Annotated in this window: 19 protein-coding genes; 16 read left to right on the forward strand and 3 right to left on the reverse strand. The window is 59.7% G+C overall.

Annotated elements, in window-relative coordinates:
• Positions 1-273: 273 nt before the first annotated feature.
• From PL263_RS15245 to PL263_RS15270, 6 genes are all read left to right on the forward strand, one after another.
• The gene (locus PL263_RS15245; RefSeq protein WP_278210132.1) at positions 274-954 is read left to right on the forward strand and encodes a CerR family C-terminal domain-containing protein; all 681 of its coding nucleotides are present in this window, start codon (positions 274-276) and stop codon (positions 952-954) included.
• Positions 955-982: 28 nt separating this feature from the next.
• Positions 983-2,092: an efflux RND transporter periplasmic adaptor subunit gene (locus PL263_RS15250; protein WP_278210133.1), complete on the forward strand. Its 1,110-nt coding sequence runs from the start codon at positions 983-985 to the stop codon at positions 2,090-2,092.
• Positions 2,089-5,202: an efflux RND transporter permease subunit gene (locus PL263_RS15255; protein WP_278210134.1), complete on the forward strand. Its 3,114-nt coding sequence runs from the start codon at positions 2,089-2,091 to the stop codon at positions 5,200-5,202. The genes PL263_RS15250 and PL263_RS15255 overlap by 4 nt, the downstream gene beginning before the upstream one ends.
• A 183-nt stretch (positions 5,203-5,385) precedes the next feature.
• Positions 5,386-6,558: a methyl-accepting chemotaxis protein gene (locus tag PL263_RS15260; protein ID WP_278210135.1), complete on the forward strand. Its 1,173-nt coding sequence runs from the start codon at positions 5,386-5,388 to the stop codon at positions 6,556-6,558.
• 20 nt (positions 6,559-6,578) lie between these two features.
• Positions 6,579-7,550, forward strand: a complete 972-nt coding sequence (locus PL263_RS15265) for a nitrate- and nitrite sensing domain-containing protein (RefSeq protein WP_278210136.1) — start codon at positions 6,579-6,581, stop codon at positions 7,548-7,550.
• Positions 7,551-7,667: 117 nt separating this feature from the next.
• The gene (locus PL263_RS15270; protein ID WP_278210137.1) at positions 7,668-9,020 is read left to right on the forward strand and encodes a cytochrome P450; all 1,353 of its coding nucleotides are present in this window, start codon (positions 7,668-7,670) and stop codon (positions 9,018-9,020) included.
• Between the two features lie 78 nt (positions 9,021-9,098).
• On the opposite strand, the gene PL263_RS15275 is transcribed toward PL263_RS15270, so the two are convergent.
• A complete protein-coding gene (locus PL263_RS15275; RefSeq protein ID WP_278210138.1) occupies positions 9,099-10,172 on the reverse strand; it encodes an AI-2E family transporter in 1,074 nt (357 codons plus the stop codon).
• 148 nt (positions 10,173-10,320) lie between these two features.
• Between PL263_RS15275 and moaB the strand changes: the two genes are divergently transcribed.
• From moaB to PL263_RS15325, 10 genes are all read left to right on the forward strand, one after another.
• The gene (gene moaB / locus PL263_RS15280) at positions 10,321-10,842 is read left to right on the forward strand and encodes a molybdenum cofactor biosynthesis protein B (protein WP_278210139.1); all 522 of its coding nucleotides are present in this window, start codon (positions 10,321-10,323) and stop codon (positions 10,840-10,842) included.
• Complete coding sequence (locus tag PL263_RS15285) at positions 10,839-11,201, forward strand: DUF423 domain-containing protein (protein ID WP_347568919.1); 363 nt, start codon at positions 10,839-10,841, stop codon at positions 11,199-11,201. The genes moaB and PL263_RS15285 overlap by 4 nt, the downstream gene beginning before the upstream one ends.
• A gap of 13 nt (positions 11,202-11,214) precedes the next feature.
• Positions 11,215-11,751: a phosphate-starvation-inducible PsiE family protein gene (locus tag PL263_RS15290; protein ID WP_278210140.1), complete on the forward strand. Its 537-nt coding sequence runs from the start codon at positions 11,215-11,217 to the stop codon at positions 11,749-11,751.
• Positions 11,752-11,754: 3 nt separating this feature from the next.
• Positions 11,755-14,397 (forward strand): aminopeptidase N, encoded by a 2,643-nt coding sequence (gene pepN / locus PL263_RS15295; protein ID WP_278210141.1) that lies wholly within the window; start codon positions 11,755-11,757, stop codon positions 14,395-14,397.
• A gap of 48 nt (positions 14,398-14,445) precedes the next feature.
• On the forward strand, positions 14,446-15,039 hold the full coding sequence (hisB, locus tag PL263_RS15300) for an imidazoleglycerol-phosphate dehydratase HisB (RefSeq protein WP_140913919.1): 594 nt from the start codon (positions 14,446-14,448) through the stop codon (positions 15,037-15,039).
• Positions 15,040-15,086: 47 nt separating this feature from the next.
• The gene (hisH, locus tag PL263_RS15305) at positions 15,087-15,728 is read left to right on the forward strand and encodes an imidazole glycerol phosphate synthase subunit HisH (protein ID WP_278210142.1); all 642 of its coding nucleotides are present in this window, start codon (positions 15,087-15,089) and stop codon (positions 15,726-15,728) included.
• A gap of 66 nt (positions 15,729-15,794) precedes the next feature.
• Complete coding sequence (gene hisA, locus PL263_RS15310; RefSeq protein ID WP_140913921.1) at positions 15,795-16,538, forward strand: 1-(5-phosphoribosyl)-5-[(5-phosphoribosylamino)methylideneamino]imidazole-4-carboxamide isomerase; 744 nt, start codon at positions 15,795-15,797, stop codon at positions 16,536-16,538.
• Between the two features lie 13 nt (positions 16,539-16,551).
• Complete coding sequence (hisF, locus tag PL263_RS15315; RefSeq protein ID WP_278210143.1) at positions 16,552-17,325, forward strand: imidazole glycerol phosphate synthase subunit HisF; 774 nt, start codon at positions 16,552-16,554, stop codon at positions 17,323-17,325.
• A complete protein-coding gene (gene hisI / locus PL263_RS15320) occupies positions 17,322-17,708 on the forward strand; it encodes a phosphoribosyl-AMP cyclohydrolase (protein ID WP_278210144.1) in 387 nt (128 codons plus the stop codon). Before hisF ends, hisI begins: the two co-directional genes overlap by 4 nt.
• 270 nt (positions 17,709-17,978) lie before the next feature.
• Positions 17,979-18,443 (forward strand): hypothetical protein, encoded by a 465-nt coding sequence (locus PL263_RS15325; RefSeq protein ID WP_278210145.1) that lies wholly within the window; start codon positions 17,979-17,981, stop codon positions 18,441-18,443.
• Between the two features lie 63 nt (positions 18,444-18,506).
• Here the strand turns inward: PL263_RS15325 and PL263_RS15330 are convergent, their stop codons facing one another.
• A complete protein-coding gene (locus PL263_RS15330; RefSeq protein WP_278210146.1) occupies positions 18,507-18,899 on the reverse strand; it encodes a DUF393 domain-containing protein in 393 nt (130 codons plus the stop codon).
• A 90-nt stretch (positions 18,900-18,989) separates the two neighbouring features.
• Positions 18,990-22,595, reverse strand: a complete 3,606-nt coding sequence (locus PL263_RS15335) for a hydantoinase B/oxoprolinase family protein (protein ID WP_278210147.1) — start codon at positions 22,593-22,595, stop codon at positions 18,990-18,992.
• Between the last annotated feature and the right edge of the window lie 123 nt (positions 22,596-22,718).

The raw sequence follows: 22,718 nt of genomic DNA on the forward strand, positions 1-22,718 counted from the left end.
GACTGGGTTGACGCCGGATTTTTTGCGTTACCGGCGGTCCTCCCAAGCGGATGCGTTTGCCAGGCGGCGGTGATGCTTTTATTACCGCAACTGAATTTTGGCAAGCCGCGGCTGTTGGCCGCGGACTTGGCGAGGTAGAACCCGTAGCGCGGCTATTTGGATGCGGGATGTTCGCTGGTTTCAAGGCATATGGTGGGCTCGCGTTGACAATCAATCGATTGATTGATATTTTCTAAATCAATCGATTGATTTCTTGCTTGGATATTCGGCGGCATGACTAAAACCACCCCCTACGACACCGATACTCATGATTCCCGCAGCAGACTGGTCAGCGCTGCACTGCGCCTGTTTGCCGAAAAAGGTTACGAAGGCGCCTCCACCCGCGAGATCTGCGAGGCGGCAGGCGTCAACATTTCCGCGATCCGCTATTACTTCGGCGACAAAGCCGGCTTGTACCGCGCCGCGTTCACCGAGCCGATGGGTGAATCCCCGTGCGGTGCGAACATAGCCGAATATGCCGATTTGCCGTTGCCCGAAGTGTTTTACCGCTTCTTCAGCGAATTTCTGGAGCCCCTCAAAAAAGGCGAAGAGCTCGGGCTGGTGATGAAGCTGCATTTTCGGGAGATGATCGAGCCGACCGGGGCTTGGCAGCAAGAGATCGATGCGGAGATCAAGCCGCAGCACGATGGCTTGGTGGCGTTGTTGCAAGCCCATTTTGGCCTGGCTGAAATCGACGACGATTTGCATCGGCTGGCGTTCTCGATCACCGGCATGGCCGTGCATTTTTATGTCGGGCAAGACGTCATCGCCGCGGTTTCGCCGCCGTTGTTGAATACGCCCGACGCAGTCGACATCCTGGCGGAACGTTTGGCCGGCTACGCGACGGCTATGGTTGCCGGGGAGGCGGCACGGCGTCGGCTGCCCGTTGTAGCCCAGGTTTGGCATTCGCATTAAATCAGATCTATTTCACTGGAGGAAAACCATGACCCACGGAAAAATCATTGCATTGGTCGTTGCCTTGCTGTCGATGATCGGGCTCGGTCTGGCGGTTGGCAGCGCTAAGGAACCTGCGCCCGCCGCATTACCGGCCGCCAACCCGGCGCTTAGCGTCACCACGGTGCAGCCGCAAATGGTGGACATGCCGATTGCCCTGACCGCCAACGGTTCGATCGCGGCGTGGCAGGAAGCGGTGATCGGTGCCGAAATCGGCGACTTGCGGCTCAACGCCGTTAACGTGCAAGTCGGGGAAACCGTGAAGAAAGGCCAGGTGTTGGCAACCTTTGCCGACGAAAGCGTGTTGGCCGACATTGCGCAAAGCCGCGGCATCGTTGCCGAAGCCGAAGCCAATCTGGCGGAAGCGCGGGCCAATGCCGAACGCGCGCGCAAAGTGCTGGAGAAAGGTGCGTTGAGCGCCCAGCAGGTCGACCAATACTTGACCGGCGCCAAAACCGCCGAAGCCAAACTGCAATCGGCCAAGGCGCAACTGGAGGTGCAATTACTGCGCTTGAAGTACACCAAGGTTCTGGCCAGCGACGATGGCGTAATCTCGTCACGCAGCGCGACATTGGGCGCCGTCGCGGCCAAAGGCCAGGAGTTATTCAAACTGATCCGGCAGAACCGGTTGGAATGGCGGGGTGAAGTCACTGCTGCCGAAATGACGCAACTGCGGCCCGGCGTCGCGGTGACGGTCGAAGTGCCGAATGTCGGCAGCATCCGGGGAAGTGTGCGTTTCCTGGCACCAACTTTGGACGAACAAAGCCGTAACGGCCTGGTTTACGTCGATCTGCCTAACGCGGCGCAAAGCGGTTTGCGGGCCGGCATGTTCGGTCGCGGCGAATTTCATCTCGGTTCCAGCGCCGGCCTGACCGTACCGCAAGACGCACTATCGCTGCGCGAAGGTTTCAGTTACGTGTTCCGCCTGACCGAGCAGAGCGGCGAGCGGGCCAAGGTCGAGCAGGTCAAAGTCCAATTGGGCCGCCGCGCCGGAGATAAACTGGAAGTGCTGGCAGGCCTGAACCCCGGCGATCGCCTGGTGGCCAGAGGCGCATCCTTCCTGGCCGACGGCGACAGCGTCAGAGTGGTGGCGCCATGAACGTATCGGCTTGGTGCATCCGCAACCCGATCCCGGCGCTGATGCTGTTCGTGCTGCTGTCGTTCGGCGGCGTGCACAGCTTCAAAACCATGAAGATTCAGAATTTTCCGGATCTGGATTTACCCACGGTTACGGTCACGGCAAAGCTGCCCGGAGCCTCGCCGGCGCAACTGGAAACCGAGGTGGCGCGCAAAATCGAAAACGCCATTGCCACCTTGCAGGGTTTGAAGCACATCATGACCAAAGTCCAGGACGGCAGTGCGACCATCACCGCCCAATTTCGCCTGGAAAAGCCGGTGCAGGAGGCGGTGGAGGATGTGCGTTCCGCCGTGACCAAGGTGCGCACCGATTTGCCCAGCGATCTGCGCGATCCTATCGTCAATAAACTCGATCTGGCCGGCTCGCCGATTCTGGCGTTTACCGTGCGCTCCGACCAGCGCGACGACGAAGCCTTGTCCTGGTTCGTCGAAGACACCGTCGCCAAGCGCTTACTGGCTGTAAACGGCGTTGGCGCCGTGACGCGGGTCGGCGGCGTCAGCCGGGAAGTGACGATTGCGCTCGATCCGGTCAAATTGCAGGCTTTGGGTGCGACTGCGGCCGACATTTCCCGCCAGTTGCGCGAAATGCAGCGCGAAAGCGCCGGCGGCCGTACCGATCTGGGCAGCGGCGAGCAGCCGGTGCGCACCTTGGCCAACGTGCTCTCGGTGGATGAGATGCGGCCGCTGCAATTGGCGTTGCCGGACGGTCGTCATATCCGTCTGGATCAGGTCGCCACGGTCGAAGACTCGGTGGCCGAACGCCGGGCTGCGGCGTTTCTGGACGGGAAGCCGGTGGTGGGTTTCGAGGTCACCCGCAGCCGCGGCGCCGGTGAAGTCGAGGTCGGCGCCGGCGTTAAAAAAGCGTTAGACGAGCTTTTGGCCGCGAATCCGGACATCGAATTCAGCGAGGCTTTCAATTTCGTCGATCCGGTTGCGGAAGAATTTGAAGGCTCAATGGCCATGCTCTACGAAGGCAGTTTGCTGGCGGTGCTGGTGGTCTGGCTGTTTCTGCGCGACTGGCGCGCTACCTTCATCTCGGCGGTAGCCTTGCCCTTGTCGGTGGTGCCTGCCTTCATCGGTATGGACCTGTTCGGGTTTTCGTTGAACGTGATCACCTTGCTGGCCTTGTCGCTGGTGATAGGCATCCTGGTCGACGACGCTATCGTTGAAGTGGAAAACATCGTCCGCCATTTGCGGATGGGCAAGACGCCGTACCAGGCAGCAATGGAAGCCGCCGACGAAATCGGTCTGGCCGTGGTCGCCACCACCTTTGCCCTGGTCGCGGTGTTTTTGCCGACCGCGTTCATGAGCGGCGTTGCCGGCCGCTTTTTCAAACAATTCGGTTGGACGGCGGCGTTGGCGGTGATGGCCTCGCTGGTGGTGGCGCGGATGCTGACACCGATGATGTCCGCCTATCTGTTGAAAGGCACCGGCCACCAGGAAATAGCCGAAGGACCGTTGATGCGCTGGTACATGCGTGCTGCCGCCTGGTGCCTGAGGCATCGCCTGCTGACGATCAGCGGTGCGGCGGCGTTTTTCGTCGGCTCGCTGATGCTGATTCCCTTATTGCCGACCGGTTTCATTCCAGCCGACGATAATCCGCAAACCCAGGTGTTCGTCGAATTGCCGCCGGGGGCCAGCTTGAACCAGACCCAAGCCTTGGCGGAAGCCGCCCGGCTTCTGGTGGCCGACATTCAATACGTGAAGACGGTCTATACCACGATAGGCGCCGGCTCGGCCGGTAGCGATCCGATGGCCGGCGATCAGGGTGCCGGCGAAGTGCGTAAAGCCACGTTGACCATTACCTTGGCCAGCCGCCGCGACCGACCGGTCCGAAAACAGGTTATCGAACAACAGATTCGGCAAGCCTTGGAAAAATTACCCGGGGTGCGTACCAAAGTCGGCTTGGGGGCGTCCGGCGAGAAATACGTGCTGGTGTTAAGCGGCGACGATCCGCAAGCCCTGTATAGCGCAGCCCGCGCCGTCGAGCGCGATCTGCGGACGATTCCGGGCCTGGGCAGCATTGCCTCCAGCGCTGCGCTGGTCCGGCCGGAAATTGCCGTAAGGCCGGATTTCGCCCGCGCCGCCGACCTGGGCGTCACCACCGCCGCATTGGCCGAAACCTTGCGCATCGCCACGGTCGGCGATTACGACTGGTCGCTGTCCAAGCTGAATCTGGCCCAGCGCCAAGTGCCGATGGTGGTGAAGCTGGCCGCCGAAGGCCGCCGCGATCTGGCGGTGCTGGAACGGCTGGCGGTGCCGTCGGCAAAAAGCGGTAGCGGTACGGTCTTGGTCGGCCAGGTGGCGAAACTGGAACTGTCCAGCGGCCCGGCCGTGATCGACCGTTACGACCGTTCGCGCAACGTCAATTTCGAGATCGAACTGTCCGGCCAGCCGCTCGGCGAAGTCACCGCCGCGGTCGCCAATCTGCCCAGCATCCGCAATCTGCCGGCCGGCGTCAAACGCATCAGCATCGGCGACGCCGAGATGATGGAAGAGCTGTTTTCCAGTTTCGGTTTGGCGATGCTGACCGGCTTGCTCTGCATCCTGGTGGTGCTGATCCTGCTGTTCAAGGATTTCATCCAGCCGATCACGATCCTGGCCGCGCTGCCATTATCGTTCGGCGGCGGTTTCGTCGCCTTGCTGTTGACCGGCAAGGCCTTCTCGATGCCCTCGTTGATCGGTTTGGTGATGTTGATGGGCATCGCCACCAAAAACTCGATTCTGCTGGTCGAATATGCCATCGTCGCCCGCCGCGATCATGGCATGAGTCGCGCCGATGCGTTGCTGGATGCCTGCCGCAAACGGGCCCGGCCGATTGTGATGACCACCATCGCGATGGGCGCCGGGATGCTGCCGATCGCACTCGGTACCGGCGATGCCGATGCCTCGTTCCGCAGCCCGATGGCAATTGCGGTGATCGGCGGCCTGATCACCTCGACCTTGCTCAGTTTGTTGGTGATTCCGGTGGCGTTTACTTATCTGGACGACGGTAAGCAATGCGCGCTGCTACTGTGGCGGCGTTGTTTCGGCGGCAAAACCGCCGGGGCCCAGGCGCCGGTTCCGGATTGACCGTCCAGCGGGGCCGGCCGTTTCGGTCCCGCGACTCCAAATGGTGCATAGCGGGTCAGCACGGCGGGCAAACGGTCCAAACCGGTGCGGTGCCGGACGCTGACCAACGGTATTTTCGAGTCGATAAGGCTGGCGAGAAATTTGCTGCACACAAAGCCAGTCTCCACTTTCGACGAGTACCCCATGCCCGCTTCGTTGCTTTCCGCCGTTCTCGGCAACTATCGGCTTCACCATCAATTCCTGTTCCTGTCCGGCCTGATCGCGCTGCCGGCAATGCTTAGTGCGGCCGTGGTCGCCAACGGCTACCCCGGCCTGTCGCCGGAGCTGTGGCTGGCGGCGACTGCCGGCCAATTGCCCTGGATGATCGCGCTGTACGCCCTCTACGCCGGATTGCGTAACGGGCTGCAAAGTCTGCTTGCTGCACAGCGCCAACTTGCGAACGGCGATTTCGACGTGCGCTTGCAGGTCGTCGGCCGCGACGAGTTGGCTGAACTGGGCGTTGGCTTTAACGATACGGTACGCGAACTGGGCCGGCGGATGAACAAGGTGCAGGCGTCGATCCAGGAAGTGACCTACGCCGCCGACCAGTTGCACCAAGGCTCCGGCCAGGTTGCCGACCAACTCGACCTGCAGCGGAAGAGCACGACGATGATGGCGGCGGCCATCGAGCAAATGTCGGCCAGCATCCTGGGCGTGGCCGGCCAATGCCGGGAAACCGAAAAGATTTCCTCGACCACGCAACAACTGTCGCTGCAAGGCCAGCATTCGATCGATAGTTTTATTGCCGATATCAAGCAACTGTTCCTGGAAATAGAGGAGCTGGCCGGTTTGATGCGCAACCTGGAACAGCATTCCCAGCAGGTCTCGCAAATCTCGGAGATGATCAAGGCCATTTCCGAACAGACCAATCTACTGGCGTTGAACGCGGCGATCGAAGCGGCGCGGGCCGGCGAATACGGCCGCGGTTTTGCCGTCGTGGCCGACGAAGTGCGGACGTTGGCGCAACGGGTCAGGCTGTCGGCCGAGGAGATCACCGGCACCACCCAAGCGGTGCGCGAGCAAATCGATCGCGCCGTGCGTTCGATCGACGCCACGCAGCAACGCACCGAGCAGGGTATAGACAAGGCTTACAGCGTGGAGCGCGTGCTGGCCGGGATCAAGGAATATGCCGACAGCGCCTTGGACAACGTGTCGATGATCGCCACCAGCACCGAACAGCAAAGCCAAGTCAGTCTGGAGATCGGTCGCAACGTGGAAAGCATCGCCCAGCATGTCGAAGAAAACAGCAAAGCCGCCCAGGAATCGGCGGCGATCGCCCGCCACCTGTCGAAACTGGCGCAAGTCGCAGCCCATTAACCCGCACCGCACATATTCCGATGGCCAATACCTTAATTTTATTATGCGCGGCCGCCGGCTCGGCCGGCTCGGTGTTTGCCGCGATCTGGCATTGCCGCAACCGAAGCCGACTCGCTCACTTGGCCGGCCAACAAACCAGCATCGCCATCAACCGCCAACTAAAGCAATTACTCGGCAAAATACAACAGCACCGCGGTATGGTCAGCGGCTATCTGAACGGCGATGCCAGTTTCAAATATAAAATTTCGGCATTGCAGGCCGAAATCGACCGCGAAGCCGAACAAATCGCCGCCAGCTTGCAGGCCTTGCCGGCCCATCGTGCCGGATTCGAGTCGATTCAATCCCGCTGGCGCGCATTGAGCCCGACCGTACTGCACGGCACCCGCGAGCAAAGCTTCGACAATCACTGCCAATTGATCTCGGCCGTACTGGATTTGATACGCGACATCGCCGAACGCAGCCAATTGCACTGCGATAGCGCCTGCCCGTTCGGATTCGTCGAGATTGTTTGGCATTTGTTGCCGGACACTGCCGAAGCGATCGGCCAAACCCGGGCGATCGGTACCGGCATTGCCGCCGCCGGCCGCAGCCTCAGCACCGAACGCATCAAACTGGGCTACTTGCTGACCCGCATCCGTAATGCCGCAGATCGCCTCGAGTCCGGCATCGCTCGAACGCCGTCGGCGATGGCGGGTGCTGAATTTCGGCGCAGCTTCGGCGAGGTGCAGCAGCGCATCGGCAGTTTGGTCGGCGATATCGAGCAGCAATTGCTGGCGACCGAACGCCCCGAAATCGACCCGGCCGGCTTTTTCGCCAACGCCACGCAGACACTGAACGGCGTATTCGACCTGTACGACCGGGCCGAAGCGGTCGCCAACCGGGAGTTGCAAACGCTGCTGGCCGGCGCCACCCGGCTGGGCCGCCAATCGCTGGCGGCGCTGCTACTGGGCTTGGCTATCGCCACCGCCGGCATCGTGCCATTGGCGCTGTAAGCCGGCGTCCGGCCCGAACGGCTTGTGTAACGGCGGGGTAAGCCGTTACAGTGGCGCGGTTTGCCGCCCGACCTGCCCCATGGCAAGGGCGGCTACCGGACCCGTTCGCGAATTTAGATGCCCAACGCCAAATCCATACCGCAAGCCAAAGCCGATTTTCTGATCGGCAATTTGCGACCGCTCGCCGCCGATCCGTTTCGGACTTTATCCGCCTGGTGGCGCGACTACGGCGATGCGGTCGGTTTTCGAGTACTAACCCGGCAATTCTATATGTTCAGCCATCCGAGCATGGCGGAACAGGCCTTGGTCCGTCAGGCCGGCAAGTTCGTCAAAATGTACGACCCGCAAAAGCCCAAAGGCCTGGAGTTGGTGCTCGGCCAGGGCTTGGTCACCAGTCGCGGCGAATTGCGGCGCAATCAGCGGCGGTTGATGCAGCCGGTGTTTCAGCGCGGCAACCTGAGCGCATTGCAGCCGCAAATCGTCGCCGCCGGCCGGGAGATGCTGCTGCGCTGGCAAGGCTTGGGTGATGGGGTCCAGGTCAATCTGTGCGACGAAATGATGCGACTGACGCTGGAAGTCATCACCCAAACCATGTTCGGCACCAGCGTGCTGGATCGGATCGAGGCTATCGCTCCGGAGCTGGACACGGCATTGCGCCACGCCGCCGCGTCGCTGCTGAATCCGTTATCCTTGCCGCCATCGGTGCCGACGCCGCGTAACCGCGCTTTCAACCGGGCCATGGCGACGTTGGACGGCGTGGTTTACGGCATCATCGAACAGCGCCGCGCCCATCCGGCGCCCGCCGGCCAGGATTTGCTGGGCATGTTGTTGCAGGCGCGCGACGAGGATAGCGGGGCCGGTATGAGCGACCGCCAACTGCGCGACGAAGTGTTGACCATTTTCAGCGCCGGCCACGAGACCACCTCGAATTTACTGAGTTGGACCTTGTACTTGTTGGCCCGGCATCCGGAAGCGCTCGGCCGTTTGCGGCGGGAGTTGCAGGCTTTGCCGGCCGAGGAAGATTGGCAGTTTGCCGACCTGCAAAACCTGGAATACTGCAAGGCGGTCCTGCACGAATCGCTGCGGCTGCGGCCGCCGGTCGGCATCATCATGCGTAAGGTCGCACAAGATGTCGAATTCGAAGGTTACCGGCTCGCCGCCGGGAGCTTGGCGTTGTTCAATATTTTCAACCTGCACCACCATCCGCAATTCTGGGACGACCCTGAGCGCTTCGATCCGGAGCGCTTTCTCGGCAACCGTAGCCACCGCTTTGCTTTTATGCCGTTCGGCGCCGGCGAACGGATTTGTATCGGCAATCATTTCGCATTGCTGGAGAGCCAGTTGCTGTTGAGCCTGATCGTGCGCCATTACGATATCGAATTGCTCGATCCGGGCGAGGCGGAGATCGAATTAATGGTGAGCCTGCGGCCGAAAGGCGGGTTGCCGGCGAGCTTGCACCGGCTCGCATAAGCCCAGGCAAAAGGCCGGAATCAGGTTGCGGAGAGTCTTGCGCTCGGTTGGATTCCAACCCTGCCGCGGAGATACCGATCAGCTTGAGCTGCCATCATCTCCACTTTGCTCGCGCTCTTTGCTGATCAGCCAATCCAGCACCAGGGCGTAACTGGTCGCCAGCAGGGTTGGGCCGATGAATACGCCAATGAAGCCGAAGGCCAGCAGGCCGCCGAAGATGCCGAATACGATCAGGACGAACGGCAATTCGACTTCGCGGCTGATCAGGACCGGCCGCAACCAATTGTCTATCGTGCCGACAAACAACAGGAACCACAGGGCGATAAAAATCGCCCGGCCGGTTTCGCCTTCCACCAGCAGCCATAACGCAACCGGCAGCCAGACCACGGTGCCGGCGGCCGGAAGCAGCATCAAAAAGAAAGCGACGACGCCCAGCACGAAGGCGTAGGGCACGTCGGCAAGCACGAAGCCGAGCATCGAAGCCAAGGCTTGAACCAGCGCGGTGCCGATAATGCCGTATACCACGGCGCGCAAGCTGGAGCGGACGATGTGCAGAATGCGTTGGCTGCGTTCGCCGGCCAGGCGCCGAACCGCAATCACCACGTGTTCGGCGACCCGTTCGCCGTCGCGATAGAAAAAAAACAACACCAGAATACTCAGGCCCATATGCATCAACTGGCCGCCGAGCTTGATGCCTTGCTGCAAAATCCAGGTGCCGGCACCGAGGGCGTAGGGGCGGGCCAGATTCACCAGCCGGCTGGTGTCTTCGCCTATATTTTGCCAAGCCGATTTGGCCCTGTCGCCGAGCCACGGCAGGCGTTCCAGCCATTCCGGGGCTGCCGGCCAGGTGTGCACGCTTTGGTTGAGCCATTGCAACAAGCGGTTGATGTCTTCGGTAAAGCTGAATCCGGCGGTAACGAACGGCGTCAACAGCAGGATACCGATCGGCAGCACCATGGTGGCCGCGGCGCGATTGGCGCTGAAATGCCATTCCCGCAAGCGGGAATAGAGCGGCCAGGTGACGAAACATAAGATGGCGGCCCACAGCAAATCGAACACAAACGGCTGCAGCACCTGGTAACAGGCAAACAACAGCAGGCCCAGCGCGGCCAGACTGGCGGCTTTTTCGTAACGCGTGTTTTGCATGCTCATTGGCGGCCTGCACCGGTTTAACAATACTGGTCCCGAGTTTACGGCATTATCGCGCCAGCCGGTATTACCGGTTGCGGCTTAATCAGCGCTTGCTTGGCCGGCGAAGCATTCACTAGAATGCGGCAGCGACATTTTGGAGACCCTTGCCGTGAGCGAACCCCGTGAATTCATTCCGATCAATATCGCGGTATTGACCATATCCGACACCCGCAGCGAAGCGGACGATACTTCCGGTCGTGTGTTGGTCGATGGCCTGCTCGCGGCCGGGCATACGTTGGCGGATAAAAAAATCGTGCGCGACGATATTTATCAAATTCGCGCCGCCGTCAGCCAATGGATCGCCGATCCCAACGTCAATGCAATCATCACCACCGGCGGCACCGGCGTAACCGGGCGCGACGGCACTCCGGAAGCGGTGTTGCCGTTGCTGGACAAGGTGCTGGACGGCTTCGGCGAGGTGTTTCGGATGTTGTCCTACCAGGACATCAAGAGCTCGACGATGCAGTCGCGGGCGCTGGCCGGCGTCGCCAATGCGACCTATATCTTCTGCGTGCCGGGATCGTCCGGTGCCTGCCGCACCGCCTGGGAGGCGTTGATCAAAGACCAACTGGATTACCGCACCCGACCTTGTAATCTGGTGCAACTGATGCCGCGTTTGCTGGAGAAATGATGCGCCGGACTTTTTTATTGTTGGCTGCTGTGGGCGGCTTTAGCGGAGTGGCGCTGGGTGCGTTCGGCGCCCACGGTTTGAAACATCTGCTGAGCGATTACCAATTGGATATCTACAAAACCGCGGTAAATTACCAGATGTGGCATAGCCTGGCGTTGGCTCTGGCAGCGTTATTACCCGAGCGGGCTGCGCTGCGTTGGGCGGGAAGGTTGTTTGCTGTTGGAATCCTGGTGTTTTCGGGCAGTCTATACTTGCTGGCGATATTCGATATCAAATGGCTGGGTATGGTTACGCCGCTGGGCGGCCTGGCGTTTTTGGCGGCATGGGGCCTGCTGGCCTACGTCGCGCTTCGAGAATAAGCAGGAGTCACCGATGGAATCCAAACCGCCCGTTCGCCCGTCTTCGTCTTCGCCGTCGCGACCCGGAACCAGCCGCACCACGCGCGACGAACCCGAAGTCAAGTTGGCGCCGGTCGTCGAAGACGGTCTGCTAAAAGTACTGCATGCCGTGATCCATTTTGCGGTTCGGGTGCTGGCGGTGCTGATGGTGCTGGTGATTTTGTGGGGCGTGGCCGACGTGGTGTATGTAATCTACCAACGCCTGGTCGCGGAACCGTTTATGATGTTGACGGTCTCGGACATATTGTTGATTTTCGGTTCGTTCATGGCCGTGCTGATCGCGATCGAGATTTTTATCAACATCACGTTGTACATCAAGCACGACACGCTACCGATTAAAATGGTGATTGCCACAGCCTTGATGGCCGTGGCCCGAAAAGTGATTATGTTGGATTTCAAGGACCTGGACCCGGCTTATACCGTCGGGATTGCCGCTGTAACGGTGTCTCTGGGCCTGACCTATTGGCTGATTTCCTATAAACCGCAACCCGTCAAAACTGAAGAGCGATAAGCCATGCGCGATGCCAGCCCGCAAACTGTCTACCTGAAAGACTACACGCCGCCGGAATATCTGATCGACCAAGTCGAATTGGATTTCGATTTGGACGACCAGCGCACTAAGGTGCGCGCCAAAATGAGCGTCAGGCGCAATCCGCAGAGCTTGGCCGACAGTGTCGCGCTAAAGCTGTGGGGCGAGGAGTTGCAATTGCTCAGCATCGCCGTCGACGGCCGGCCGCTGCTTGCCAGCGAATATCTGGTCGGTGACGAAGCGTTGATTATCCACGAGGCGCCGCAGGACAGGCCGTTCGAAATCCTGATCGAAAATCTGATCAATCCGCAAGCCAACACCGCTCTGGAAGGGTTGTTTCTGTCCAGCAGCATGCTCTGCACCCAGTGCGAGGCGCAGGGCTTTCGTAAAATTACCTGGTTTTTGGACCGGCCGGACGTGATGAGCCGTTTCAAAACCACGCTGGTCGCCGACAAGGCCAAATACCCGGTATTACTGTCCAACGGCAACAAAACCGGCGGCGGCGAGTTGGAAAACAATCGGCATTGGGTCAGTTGGGAAGACCCGTTCGCCAAGCCGTGCTACCTGTTCGCGTTGGTCGCAGGCCAGTTGGAATGTGTCGCCGACGAGTTCGTGACGATGAGCGGCCGGCGCATTGCGCTGGAGATTTTCGTCGAGCAACACAACGTCGACAAATGCGCCCACGCGATGCAATCGCTGAAAAACGCGATGCGCTGGGACGAGCAGACCTACGGCCTGGAATACGATCTGGATTTGTATATGATCGTCGCCGTCGACCATTTCAATATGGGGGCGATGGAAAACAAGGGGCTGAACGTGTTTAACACCAAGTTCGTGCTGGCCCGGCCGGATACTGCTACCGACAGCGATTACGAACACATCGAAGGCGTGATCGGCCATGAATATTTTCATAACTGGTCAGGCAACCGGGTCACCTGCCGCGATTGGTTCCAGTTGAGTCTGAAAGAAGGTTTCACCGTATTTCGCGACCAGCAATTCAGCGGCGACATGACTTCGCCGGCCGTGAAGCGGATCGAAGACGTCAACGCCTTGCGGACTCGCCAGTTTGCCGAAGACGCCGGCCCTTTGGCGCATCCGGTGCGGCCCGAGGCCTATATCGAAATCAACAACTTTTATACGCTGACCGTCTACGAAAAAGGCGCGGAAGTGGTGCGGATGCTGCACACCTTGCTCGGTGCGGAAGGTTTTCGCAAAGGCTGCGATTTATATTTCCAACGCCACGACAGCCAGGCTGTGACTTGCGAGGACTTCGTCAAGGCGCTGGAAGACGCCAACGGCGTCGAATTCGGCCAATTCCGCCGCTGGTATTCGCAGGCCGGTACGCCGCTGCTGGCAGTCGAGCAGGACTACGATACAGCCGGCGGCCGTTTGCAACTGACGCTGCGCCAAAGCTGTCCGCCGACGCCGAATCAGCCGGTCAAACAACCGTTACATATTCCGGTAAAACTGGGGCTATTGAATCCAGACGGGACGCCGGCCGCATTCGAGTTCGGTGGCGAGCGGCACACCGAGGTCACATTGAATCTGACCGAAGCCGACCAAAGCTTCAGCTTCGGCAATCTGGCCGGCAAGCCGGTGGTTTCGTTGCTGCGCGGGTTTTCCGCGCCGGTGACGTTGAAAATGCCGCGCGGTTTGGACGAACTGGCCTTTTTGCTGAGCCACGATAGCGACACCTTCAACCGTTGGGAGGCCGGCCAGCAATTGGCGACGCAAGCCATTTTCGATTTGATCGACAGCATCGAGTTGGGTCGGCCGCTGCAGCTGGATTCGATCGTGATCGAAGCGTACCGCAAGGTGCTGGCCGATGCCGGCGGCGATTTGTCCTATCAGGCTTTGCTGTTGGCTTTACCGGAAGAGAGTTATCTGTCCGGCCAAATGGCAATTATTGACGTCGACGCCGTGCACCAGGCCCGCGAGTTCGTCAAGAAAACCCTGGCAACCAGTCTGGCCGATCAATTTCTGGCGCTTTACCGCCAACACCACCGCGACGAATCCGGTTGCTTCGATGCCGGCGCCGTGGGTCGGCGCCGCCTGAAAAACACCTGCCTGAGCTACCTGGGTAAATTGGAAACGCCGGACAGTCACCGTCTGGCCGAGCAGCAATTCCGCGGCGCCCGCAATATGACCGACCAAATCTCGGCATTGTCGGCGATCGTAAACAGCCAAAACCCGGACAAAGCCGATTGCCTCGACAGTTTTTACCGGCAATGGCAGCAGGAGGCGCTAGTCATCGACAAATGGTTTGCGCTGCAGGCGACCAGCAGCATGCCGAATACCTTTGCCACCGTGCAGAATCTGATGCGGCACCCGGCTTTCGATATGAAAACGCCGAACCGGGTTCGGGCCTTGGTCGGCGCCTTTAGTCAGTCGAATCCGTTGCATTTCCATGCTGCGAATGGCGAAGGCTACCGGTTTTTGGCCGACCGCGTGATCGAATTGAATGCGTTGAATCCGCAAATCGCCTCGCGCATGGTCAGCGGTCTGGCGCAATGGCGGCGCTACGACGCCAACCGGCAAAGCTTGATGAAACAGGAATTACAGCGTATTGTCGCTACCGAACATTTGTCGAAAGATGTCTACGAGATTGCCAGCAAGAGTTTGGCGTAGCCGTCACAATCACGTAAACTAGCTTCGGACCCAGTTACCCGCATTAGCATGAACCCACGCACCGCCCAGGTTGAACGCAACACCCTCGAAACCCAGATCAAGATTTCGGTTAATCTCGACGGCAGCGGCTCAGCCGCGTTCACTACCGGCCTGCCGTTTTTGGACCACATGCTGGACCAAGTGGCCCGGCACGGCTTGATCGACATGGAAATCGTGTCTCACGGCGATCTACACATCGATGCCCACCACAGTGTCGAAGACATCGGCATCACCTTGGGCCAGGCGGTTGCCAAAGCGCTTGGCGATAAAAAAGGCATTTACCGCTACGGCCACGCCTATTGTCCGCTCGACGAATCCTTGTCGCGGGTGGTGGTGGATTTTTCCGGCCGGCCGGGATTGTTTTACGATGTCGAATTCAAGCGCGCGCTGATCGGCAATTTCGACGTGGATTTATTCAAAGAATTTTTTCAGGGTTTCGTCAACCACGCCGGCGTGACTTTGCATATCGACAATCTGAAAGGCGGCAACGCCCACCACATTGCCGAAACCGTTTTCAAGGCATTCGGCCGGGCAGTGCGGATGGCGATCAGCCCCGATCCGCGCATGGCCGGGATCATGCCGTCCACCAAAGGCACTCTGTAAACTCTTCACAGCCGCTTCGAACTTTTGACCTTAAATATCTAACTGTTATGCCGTCAGTTGCCGTCATCGATTATGGAATGGGTAATCTGCATTCCATCGCCAAAGCGCTTCAACATGTCGATAGCCGAAGCCAAGTACTGGTCAGCTCCGATCCGGAAATTATTCGCGGAGCGGACCGGGTGGTGTTTCCCGGCGTCGGCGCAATTCGCGATTGCATCAATGCGCTGCACGACAGCGGTTTGGCCGAGGTCATTAAAGAGGTGGCTGCCGCGAAACCGATGTTGGGAATTTGCCTGGGCATGCAAGCCCTGCTGACCGACAGCGAGGAAAACGGCGGTGTCGCCTGTCTCGGCCTATTACCCGGTCATGTCCGGCGCTTCGCCGACGATCTGCGTGACGGTGACGGCGAGGTCCTGAAAATTCCGCACATGGGCTGGAATCAAGTCGAACAGAAGCCGCATCCGTTATGGAAAAATATCCCGGACCGCAGCCGTTTCTATTTCGTGCACAGCTATTATGTGGTGCCGGACGACGCGCGCCATACTGCTGCGACCGCAGATTATCCGCAAACCTTCACCTGTGCCTTGGCCAATGGCAATCTGTTTGCCGTCCAATTTCATCCTGAAAAAAGCCAGACGGTCGGATTGCAATTGTTGCAAAACTTCCTGGCCTGGGACGGGACGGCGTAACCGCCAACCTTCTGCGTTGGCTTTACTAACCCTTTGAAATAGTGATTTAACTGTCGAGATTTAGATATGTTGCTGATACCCGCAATTGACTTGAAGGAAGGAAAATGTGTCCGCTTGCGTCAGGGCCGTATGGAAGACGACACCGTGTTCTCCGACGATCCGGTGGCGGTTGCGGGGCGCTGGGTTGAAGCGGGCGCGAAGCGTTTGCACTTGGTCGATTTGGACGGCGCCTTTGCCGGCAAGCCGAAAAACGCCGACATTATTCACGCCATCGTCGAGGCCTACCCGGAAGTGCCGATTCAAATCGGCGGCGGCATCCGCGACGAGGACACCATCCAAGCCTACCTGGAAGCCGGCGTACAATACGTGATCATCGGCACCAAAGCCGTCAGCGAGCCGCATTTTGTCCGCGACGCGGCGATCGAATTTCCCGGCCACATCATCATCGGCCTGGACGCCCGCGACGGCAAGGTGGCGATCGACGGCTGGTCCAAACTGTCTCGCCACGACGTGATCGATATGGCGCAAAAATTTGAATCCAATGGTGTTGCGGCGATTATCTACACCGATATCTCCCGCGACGGCATGATGCAGGGCGTTAATGTCGAAGCCACCGCCAAGCTGGCCAGTTCGGTACACATCCCGGTCATCGCCTCCGGCGGCATCACCAATCTGGACGATATCCGCGCTTTGGGTGCCGTGGCCCAAGAAGGCATCATGGGCGCGATTACCGGCCGCGCAATCTACGAAGGCACCTTGGATTTCGCCGAAGGCGCCAAACTGGCCGCTTCCTTCGGCGGCGAGGATTGAACGGCAACCCGCCATGAGCCTAGCCAAACGCATCATTCCCTGCCTGGACGTCGATAACGGCCGCGTTGTCAAAGGCGTCAAATTCGTCGATATCCGCGATGCCGGCGATCCGGTCGAAATCGCCCGCCGCTACGACCGCGAGGGCGCCGACGAACTTACCTTTCTCGATATCACCGCCACCCACGACAACCGGGATACGATGGTCCATGTGGTCGAACAGGTTGCCAGCGAGGTGTTCATCCCGCTGACCGTGGGCGGCGGTATACGTAGCTCGGACGATATTCGCCGTATGCTGAATGCCGGCGCCGATAAGATCGGAATCAACAGTGCCGCGGTGTTCCGGCCTGAGTTCGTCAAGGAGGCCGCCGACAAGTTCGGTTCGCAGTGCATCGTCGTCGCGATCGACGCCAAGAAAGTCAGCCAGGACGGAGAGGCCGAGCGCTGGGAAATTTTTACCCACGGCGGCCGTAAACCTACCGGCATCGATGCCGTGGCATGGGCGGTGCGGATGAAGGATTACGGTGCCGGCGAAATTCTGTTGACCAGTATGGACCGCGACGGCACCAAGTCCGGCTTCGATCTGGCCTTGACCCGCGCCATCAGCGAAGCGGTCAGTATTCCGGTGATTGCCTCCGGCGGCGTCGGCAACCTGGACCATTTAGCCGACGGCATCATCGAAGGCAAGGCCGATGCGGTGTTGGCCGCCAGTATTTTCCATTTCGCCGAATATACGATAGAACAGGCCAAACGCCACATGCAGTCGCGCGGTATCGAGGTGCGGTTATGACGACTACTTGGCTGGAACAAATTGAATGGACCCAGGACGGATTGGTGCCGGCCATTGCCCAGGACCACAGCAGCGGCCGAGTGTTGATGTTTGCCTGGATGAATCGGGAATCGCTGGCCCTCACCGTCGCCGAAGGCTACGCCGTGTATTGGTCGCGCTCCCGCCAGCGTTTGTGGCGCAAAGGCGAGGAATCGGGCCATCGCCAAAAAATCATCGATCTGCAGTTGGATTGCGACGGCGACGTGATTTTATTGAAGGTGGAACAGGAAGGCGGCATCGCCTGCCATACCGGCCGGGAAAGCTGTTTCTTCCGCAGTTTCAAAGACGGCGATTGGCAAGTCAGCGAAGCCGTGTTGAAAGATCCGCAAGCAATATACAAATAAACGGCTATTGTCTTAGCCGCGGCTGCGGGTCCGATTGGCGGCCTGCAGCGTAACCCCCTACTTCTGGCGTCATTACCGATGCCACCCTTCCCGGCTTTGCGTTGCGGCTGTCGGCCTTCGGCTGGCAGGGAATTATTTGCTGTGGTCGCAAGTCCCAGCTAAGGTTAAAGTAATCCAGCGGATTGACGCTATAAAACGGACTATCCCTACAGTCGTTGCGCTCCACGCCGGCATGCACCGGTCGGGCGCTCAGAATCGCGGTATTGGCTTATGATACTGATCGTAAAAAATATTCCTTCTGCTTCCCAGGAAGACGAATTGGCCGATTTCGTTGCACCGGCTTTGCGGTTTTGTTTTTGGTTGCCGTTCAAAGTAGGCCGAATTTTGAAGACCGATATTTTTTGTCTGAAAAACCTGAGAACCAATGTGCTGTCGTTTCACGGCCGAGTCTTTATCGACGACGATAAAGCCGGGCGCCAGGCGATCAAGAAATTACACGGCAAGCGTTTCAAAAACAAAATCGTCGAAGTGCGCGAGTATTTCATTCGATCCGGAAAAAACGACCGCCGCGCCGGGCAACAGATCGTCACGGTCGAAATGTTGGAAAAACGCAAGGGCGACCGCCGCTGCAACGTCAAGCATGACAACGAAACGCCAATCCACACCAACGTATTCGATACCCGCAACGTCTACCAAGTCAGCCGGCGGGCTAGAAACGAGTTTTACGACGAATGATTGCAGCCGTCGCCGGTGCAAGCGAGCCGTGTTGACGATACTGCTGCAGTCTCGGACGCAGGTTCAAATCCGGCAATCTGCCTTACAAGCCTTGCCCGCCAGCCACGCCCCCAGCGGCAAACGGTAGCGGGCGAAATACGCATACAGTTTGGCAAACAGCGGCCGGGTCAACGGCCAACGCAACGGCGCAGCCAACCAAGCCAGACCCAGCAAGCTATAGGTCGCGTGGAAGGCATCGATGCCTTTCACCAGCGAGCCATCGGCCCGCACGCCGTGAATTTCCGCCATCAGCTCGGCCTCGGTACAACCCAAATGTTCCGGTACGAAGTCGTTTGCGTGGATATCCTGAAACGCGACGCGGCCGGCGGCGTTTCTGGACTGTAGCCAAGCCACTTCTCGTCGGCAAATCGGACAGTGGCCGTCGTAGAGTAGGGTAAATTCGGCGTTGGTGTTCATGGCGTTACCTGTGTGCGTCAAAGGACCGGGGGCTGTTATCGACCACGATTTATCCCCGATAGGCTACCGGACGAAACGCATTCGGCAAGTTCAGTTCCCGGATCGATCGCTGGCGCCGAAACCGCCGCCGCCCGGCGTTTCAATGACGATGCTGTCGCCGGCTTCGACTCGAATGTCCGCGCAGCCGGCTAATTCGACCGTTTCGCCGCCGACTTTGAGTAAACGGTTGACACCCGGCGCGCCGGGCCAGCCGCCGCGCATACCGAACGGCGGCTGGCACCGGTGGCTGGAGAGAATGGCTACCGTCATCGGCCGGCAAAATTCGAGCCGGCGTCGCACGCCGTCGCCGCCGCGATAACGCCCGTCACCGCCGCTGCTCTCGCGTAGCGAAAACTCGCGCAATAGCACCGGAAACCGTTGCTCCAGAATTTCCGGATCGGTGATGCGCGAGTTGGTCATGTGGGTATGCACGCCGCTGGTGCCGGCGAAACCGTCCCCGGCTCCGGCGCCGCCGCAGATGGTTTCGTAGTACTGGTAATCCCGGTCGCCGAAGGTCAGATTGTTCATCGTGCCTTGGGATGCGGCCAGAACGCCCAACGCGCCGTACAAGGCGTCGACGATGTATTGTGATGTCTCGACGTTGCCGGCCACCACGGCGGCCGGATATTGCGGATTCAACAAACAACCTTCCGGAATCACGATATCTAGCGGCTTCAGGCAGCCGGCATTTAACGGAATGTCGTCCTGCACCAGCGTCCGCATTACGTACAGCACGGCAGCCTTGCATACCGCCGCCGGCGCGTTGAAATTGTCCGCCAACTGCGGCGAGGTGGCGGAAAAATCGATCCGTGCACTGCCCGTATCCCAATCTATGGAGACGCTGACGGCGATGGTGCCGCCTTGATCCAATGGGTAGGCGAAGCTGCCGCCGTCCAGCGTTTTCAATAAGCGGCGGACGCAGGCTTCGGCGTGGTCCTGCACGTGTTGCATATAGGCAAGTACCACCGCTAACGAATAATCCCCGACCATGGCCAATAACTCCTGAGCGCCTTTTAGATTGGCGGCGATTTGTGCCTGCAGATCGGCCAGATTTTGTTGCGGATTGCGCGCCGGGTGGCGGTTGCCGGCCAGCCATTCCAGAATCGCCGCTTCCCGAAACCGGCCGCCGTCCAAAATTTTCAGTCCGGCGCTGATCACGCCTTCATCGTCGATATGCCGGCTGGCGGCCGGCATCGAACCCGGCGAAATGCCGCCGACATCGGCATGGTGGCCGCGCGAGGCGACGAAAAACAGCAGTTGCCGTTCGGCGTCGAACACCGGCGTCACCACGGTGATATCGGGTAGATGGGTGCCGCCGGCGTAAGGCGAATTCAGCAGATAGGCGTCGCCGGGTGCCAGGTCTTTACCATGGCTCAGCACCAAGGCTTTGACGCTTTCGCCCATCGATCCCAGATGGACCGGGATGTGCGGGGCATTGGCGATCAAATTGCCGTCGGCATCGAACACTGCGCAGGAATAATCCAGCCGCTCCTTGATATTGACCGAATGCGCGGTGTTTTGCAGTACGAAACCCATCTGCTCGGCCACCGACATGAAGCGCTTGTTGAAGATCTCCAGCATGACCGGGTCGGGGCCCGCGGCGTGGGACGGGGCGGCGATCGAGCACTTGTTTCCGCTCAGCAGCAGATCGCCGTTATGCTGCATAAGGGCTTGCCAGCCGGGCTCGACCACGATGGTCGAAGTCGGCTCCAATATCACTGCCGGCCCCGCCACTGTTTGCCCGCAGCCCAGTCGTTCCCGGCGGTAGACCGGCGCATCGTGCCAACGGCCGCGGCTGAACAGGCGCGTGCTGCCTTGCGCCTCACCATCGTGGCGATCTGCAACGGTTGGCGCTATCTCGCTAAAGCGCGAGTCGCAAGCGATGCTTTCGACCTGCAAGCTGGCAATCACCACCGGCCGCGCGTAGCAAAAGCCGAATTGGCGCCGGTATGCCGCGGCAAAATCCTGCAGTATTGCTTCAGGTTCGGCGTAGTCGACCGTCAAGGCGGTATCGCTGCCTTGATAACGCAGTGCCAGGCGCCAGCTGCTAATGGACTGGTCCGGGTCCAGGCCTTGAGCGGCCAGCTCGCGCCGCGCCGCTTGTTCCAAGTCTGAGAAACGCCGCCGCAACTCGGTCGCATCCACCTCCTGCCATAAACCTTCCAACGCCGCTTGTTTCAGCACCCGAAACTCGGCCAGGCCGATGCCGTACGCCGACAGCACGCCGGCCAACGGATGTAGCAATACCTTGCGCATGCCCAGGCGTTCGGCCAGCAGGCAGGCGTGTTGCGCGCCGGCGGCGCCGTAACAGCACAAGGCGTAGTCGGCGAGCGGGTAGCCTTTTTGCACCGAGATTTTTTTGATGGCCTCGGCCATATGCTCGACGGCGATCTCCAAAAAGCCCTCGGCGACTTGTTCCGGGCTGCGGCGTTCGCCGCTGGCGGCGGAAACTTCGGCGGCCAGTGCCGAAAATAGCGCCGTTACCCGCTCGCGGTCTGGCGGCAAGTTACCCTTCGGGCCAAACACCGCCGGAAAATCCGGTAACTTGCCCAGTAGCAGATTGGCATCGGTCACCGTCAACGGTCCGCCGCGCCGGTAACAGGCGGGACCGGGATTGGCGCCGGCCGAGTCCGGCCCCACCCGGCAGCGCAAGCCGTCGAAATGCAAAATTGAGCCGCCGCCGGCAGCGACGGTATGAATCGCCATCATTGGCGTCCGCATGCGGACGCCGGCGACTTCGTTGTCGAAACTGCGCTCCAGCTCGCCGGCGTAGTGGGCGACATCGGTGGAGGTGCCGCCCATATCGAAGGCGATGATCTTGGCCAGCCCAGCGCGTTTGGCCGCTGCGATTGCGCCAACCACGCCGCCGGCTGGGCCGGATAGGATGCTGTCCTTGCCGTGGAAGGCGTCCGCCCGCACCAGACCGCCGTTCGATTGCATGAACAACAGGCTTGGGGTCGAGTCGCCAGTTGGCAAGCCGCGTTCGACCTGCGCGACGTAACGGCGTAACACCGGCGACAGATAGGCATCGACCACTGTAGTATCGCCGCGGGCGACGAATTTCGGCAGCGGACTGGCGAGATGCGACAAGGAAATATATTCAAAGCCGATGTCGGCGGCCAACTCAGCTAGCATCAATTCGTGTTGCGGGTAGCGCCAGGCATGCAGCAACACGACGGCGAGATTGCGAATGCCCAGGTCGTAAAGCCGCCGCAATTCGGCGTTGGCTTGGTCCTGAGTCAGCTCCTGCAATACCCGGCCGTCGGCGTCGACGCGGACGTCGATTTCGGCCACCGCCTGATAGAGGGGCTCCGGCCGGCGAATCCGCAGCGCGAAAATGTCCGGTCGGTTTTGGTAGCCTATGCGCAGACAATCGCGGAAGCCGCGGTTGGTGACCAACGCAATGGCGGCACCCTTGCGTTCCAGCAAGGCGTTGGTGCCGACCGTGGTGCCCATTTTGACGGCGGCTATCCGGTCCTTATTGCCGGTGCCGGACTCCCGCAGAATCTGGCTTATGCCGTGCAGTGCGGCGTCCGGATAGAGTTCCGGATTTTCCGAAAGCCACTTGCGAACCGCCACCTTTCCGTCCGGGGCCAGCGCCACGATATCGGTAAAAGTGCCGCCCCTGTCGATCCAAAACTGCCAGCCCGCCGCCATCGAAAAAAACCTACTAGAAATTACTAATCAAATTTTTGCTAACTTTATGTAATGATAGCCATTCTTCGACAATGGCATTTTAATTGATGCCGGCCCGGATAACGCGGTTGCCGGGCCATTGCG

Origin of the sequence: Methylomonas sp. EFPC3 (assembly GCF_029643245.1) — a bacterium.
GTDB lineage: Bacteria > Pseudomonadota > Gammaproteobacteria > Methylococcales > Methylomonadaceae > Methylomonas > Methylomonas koyamae_B.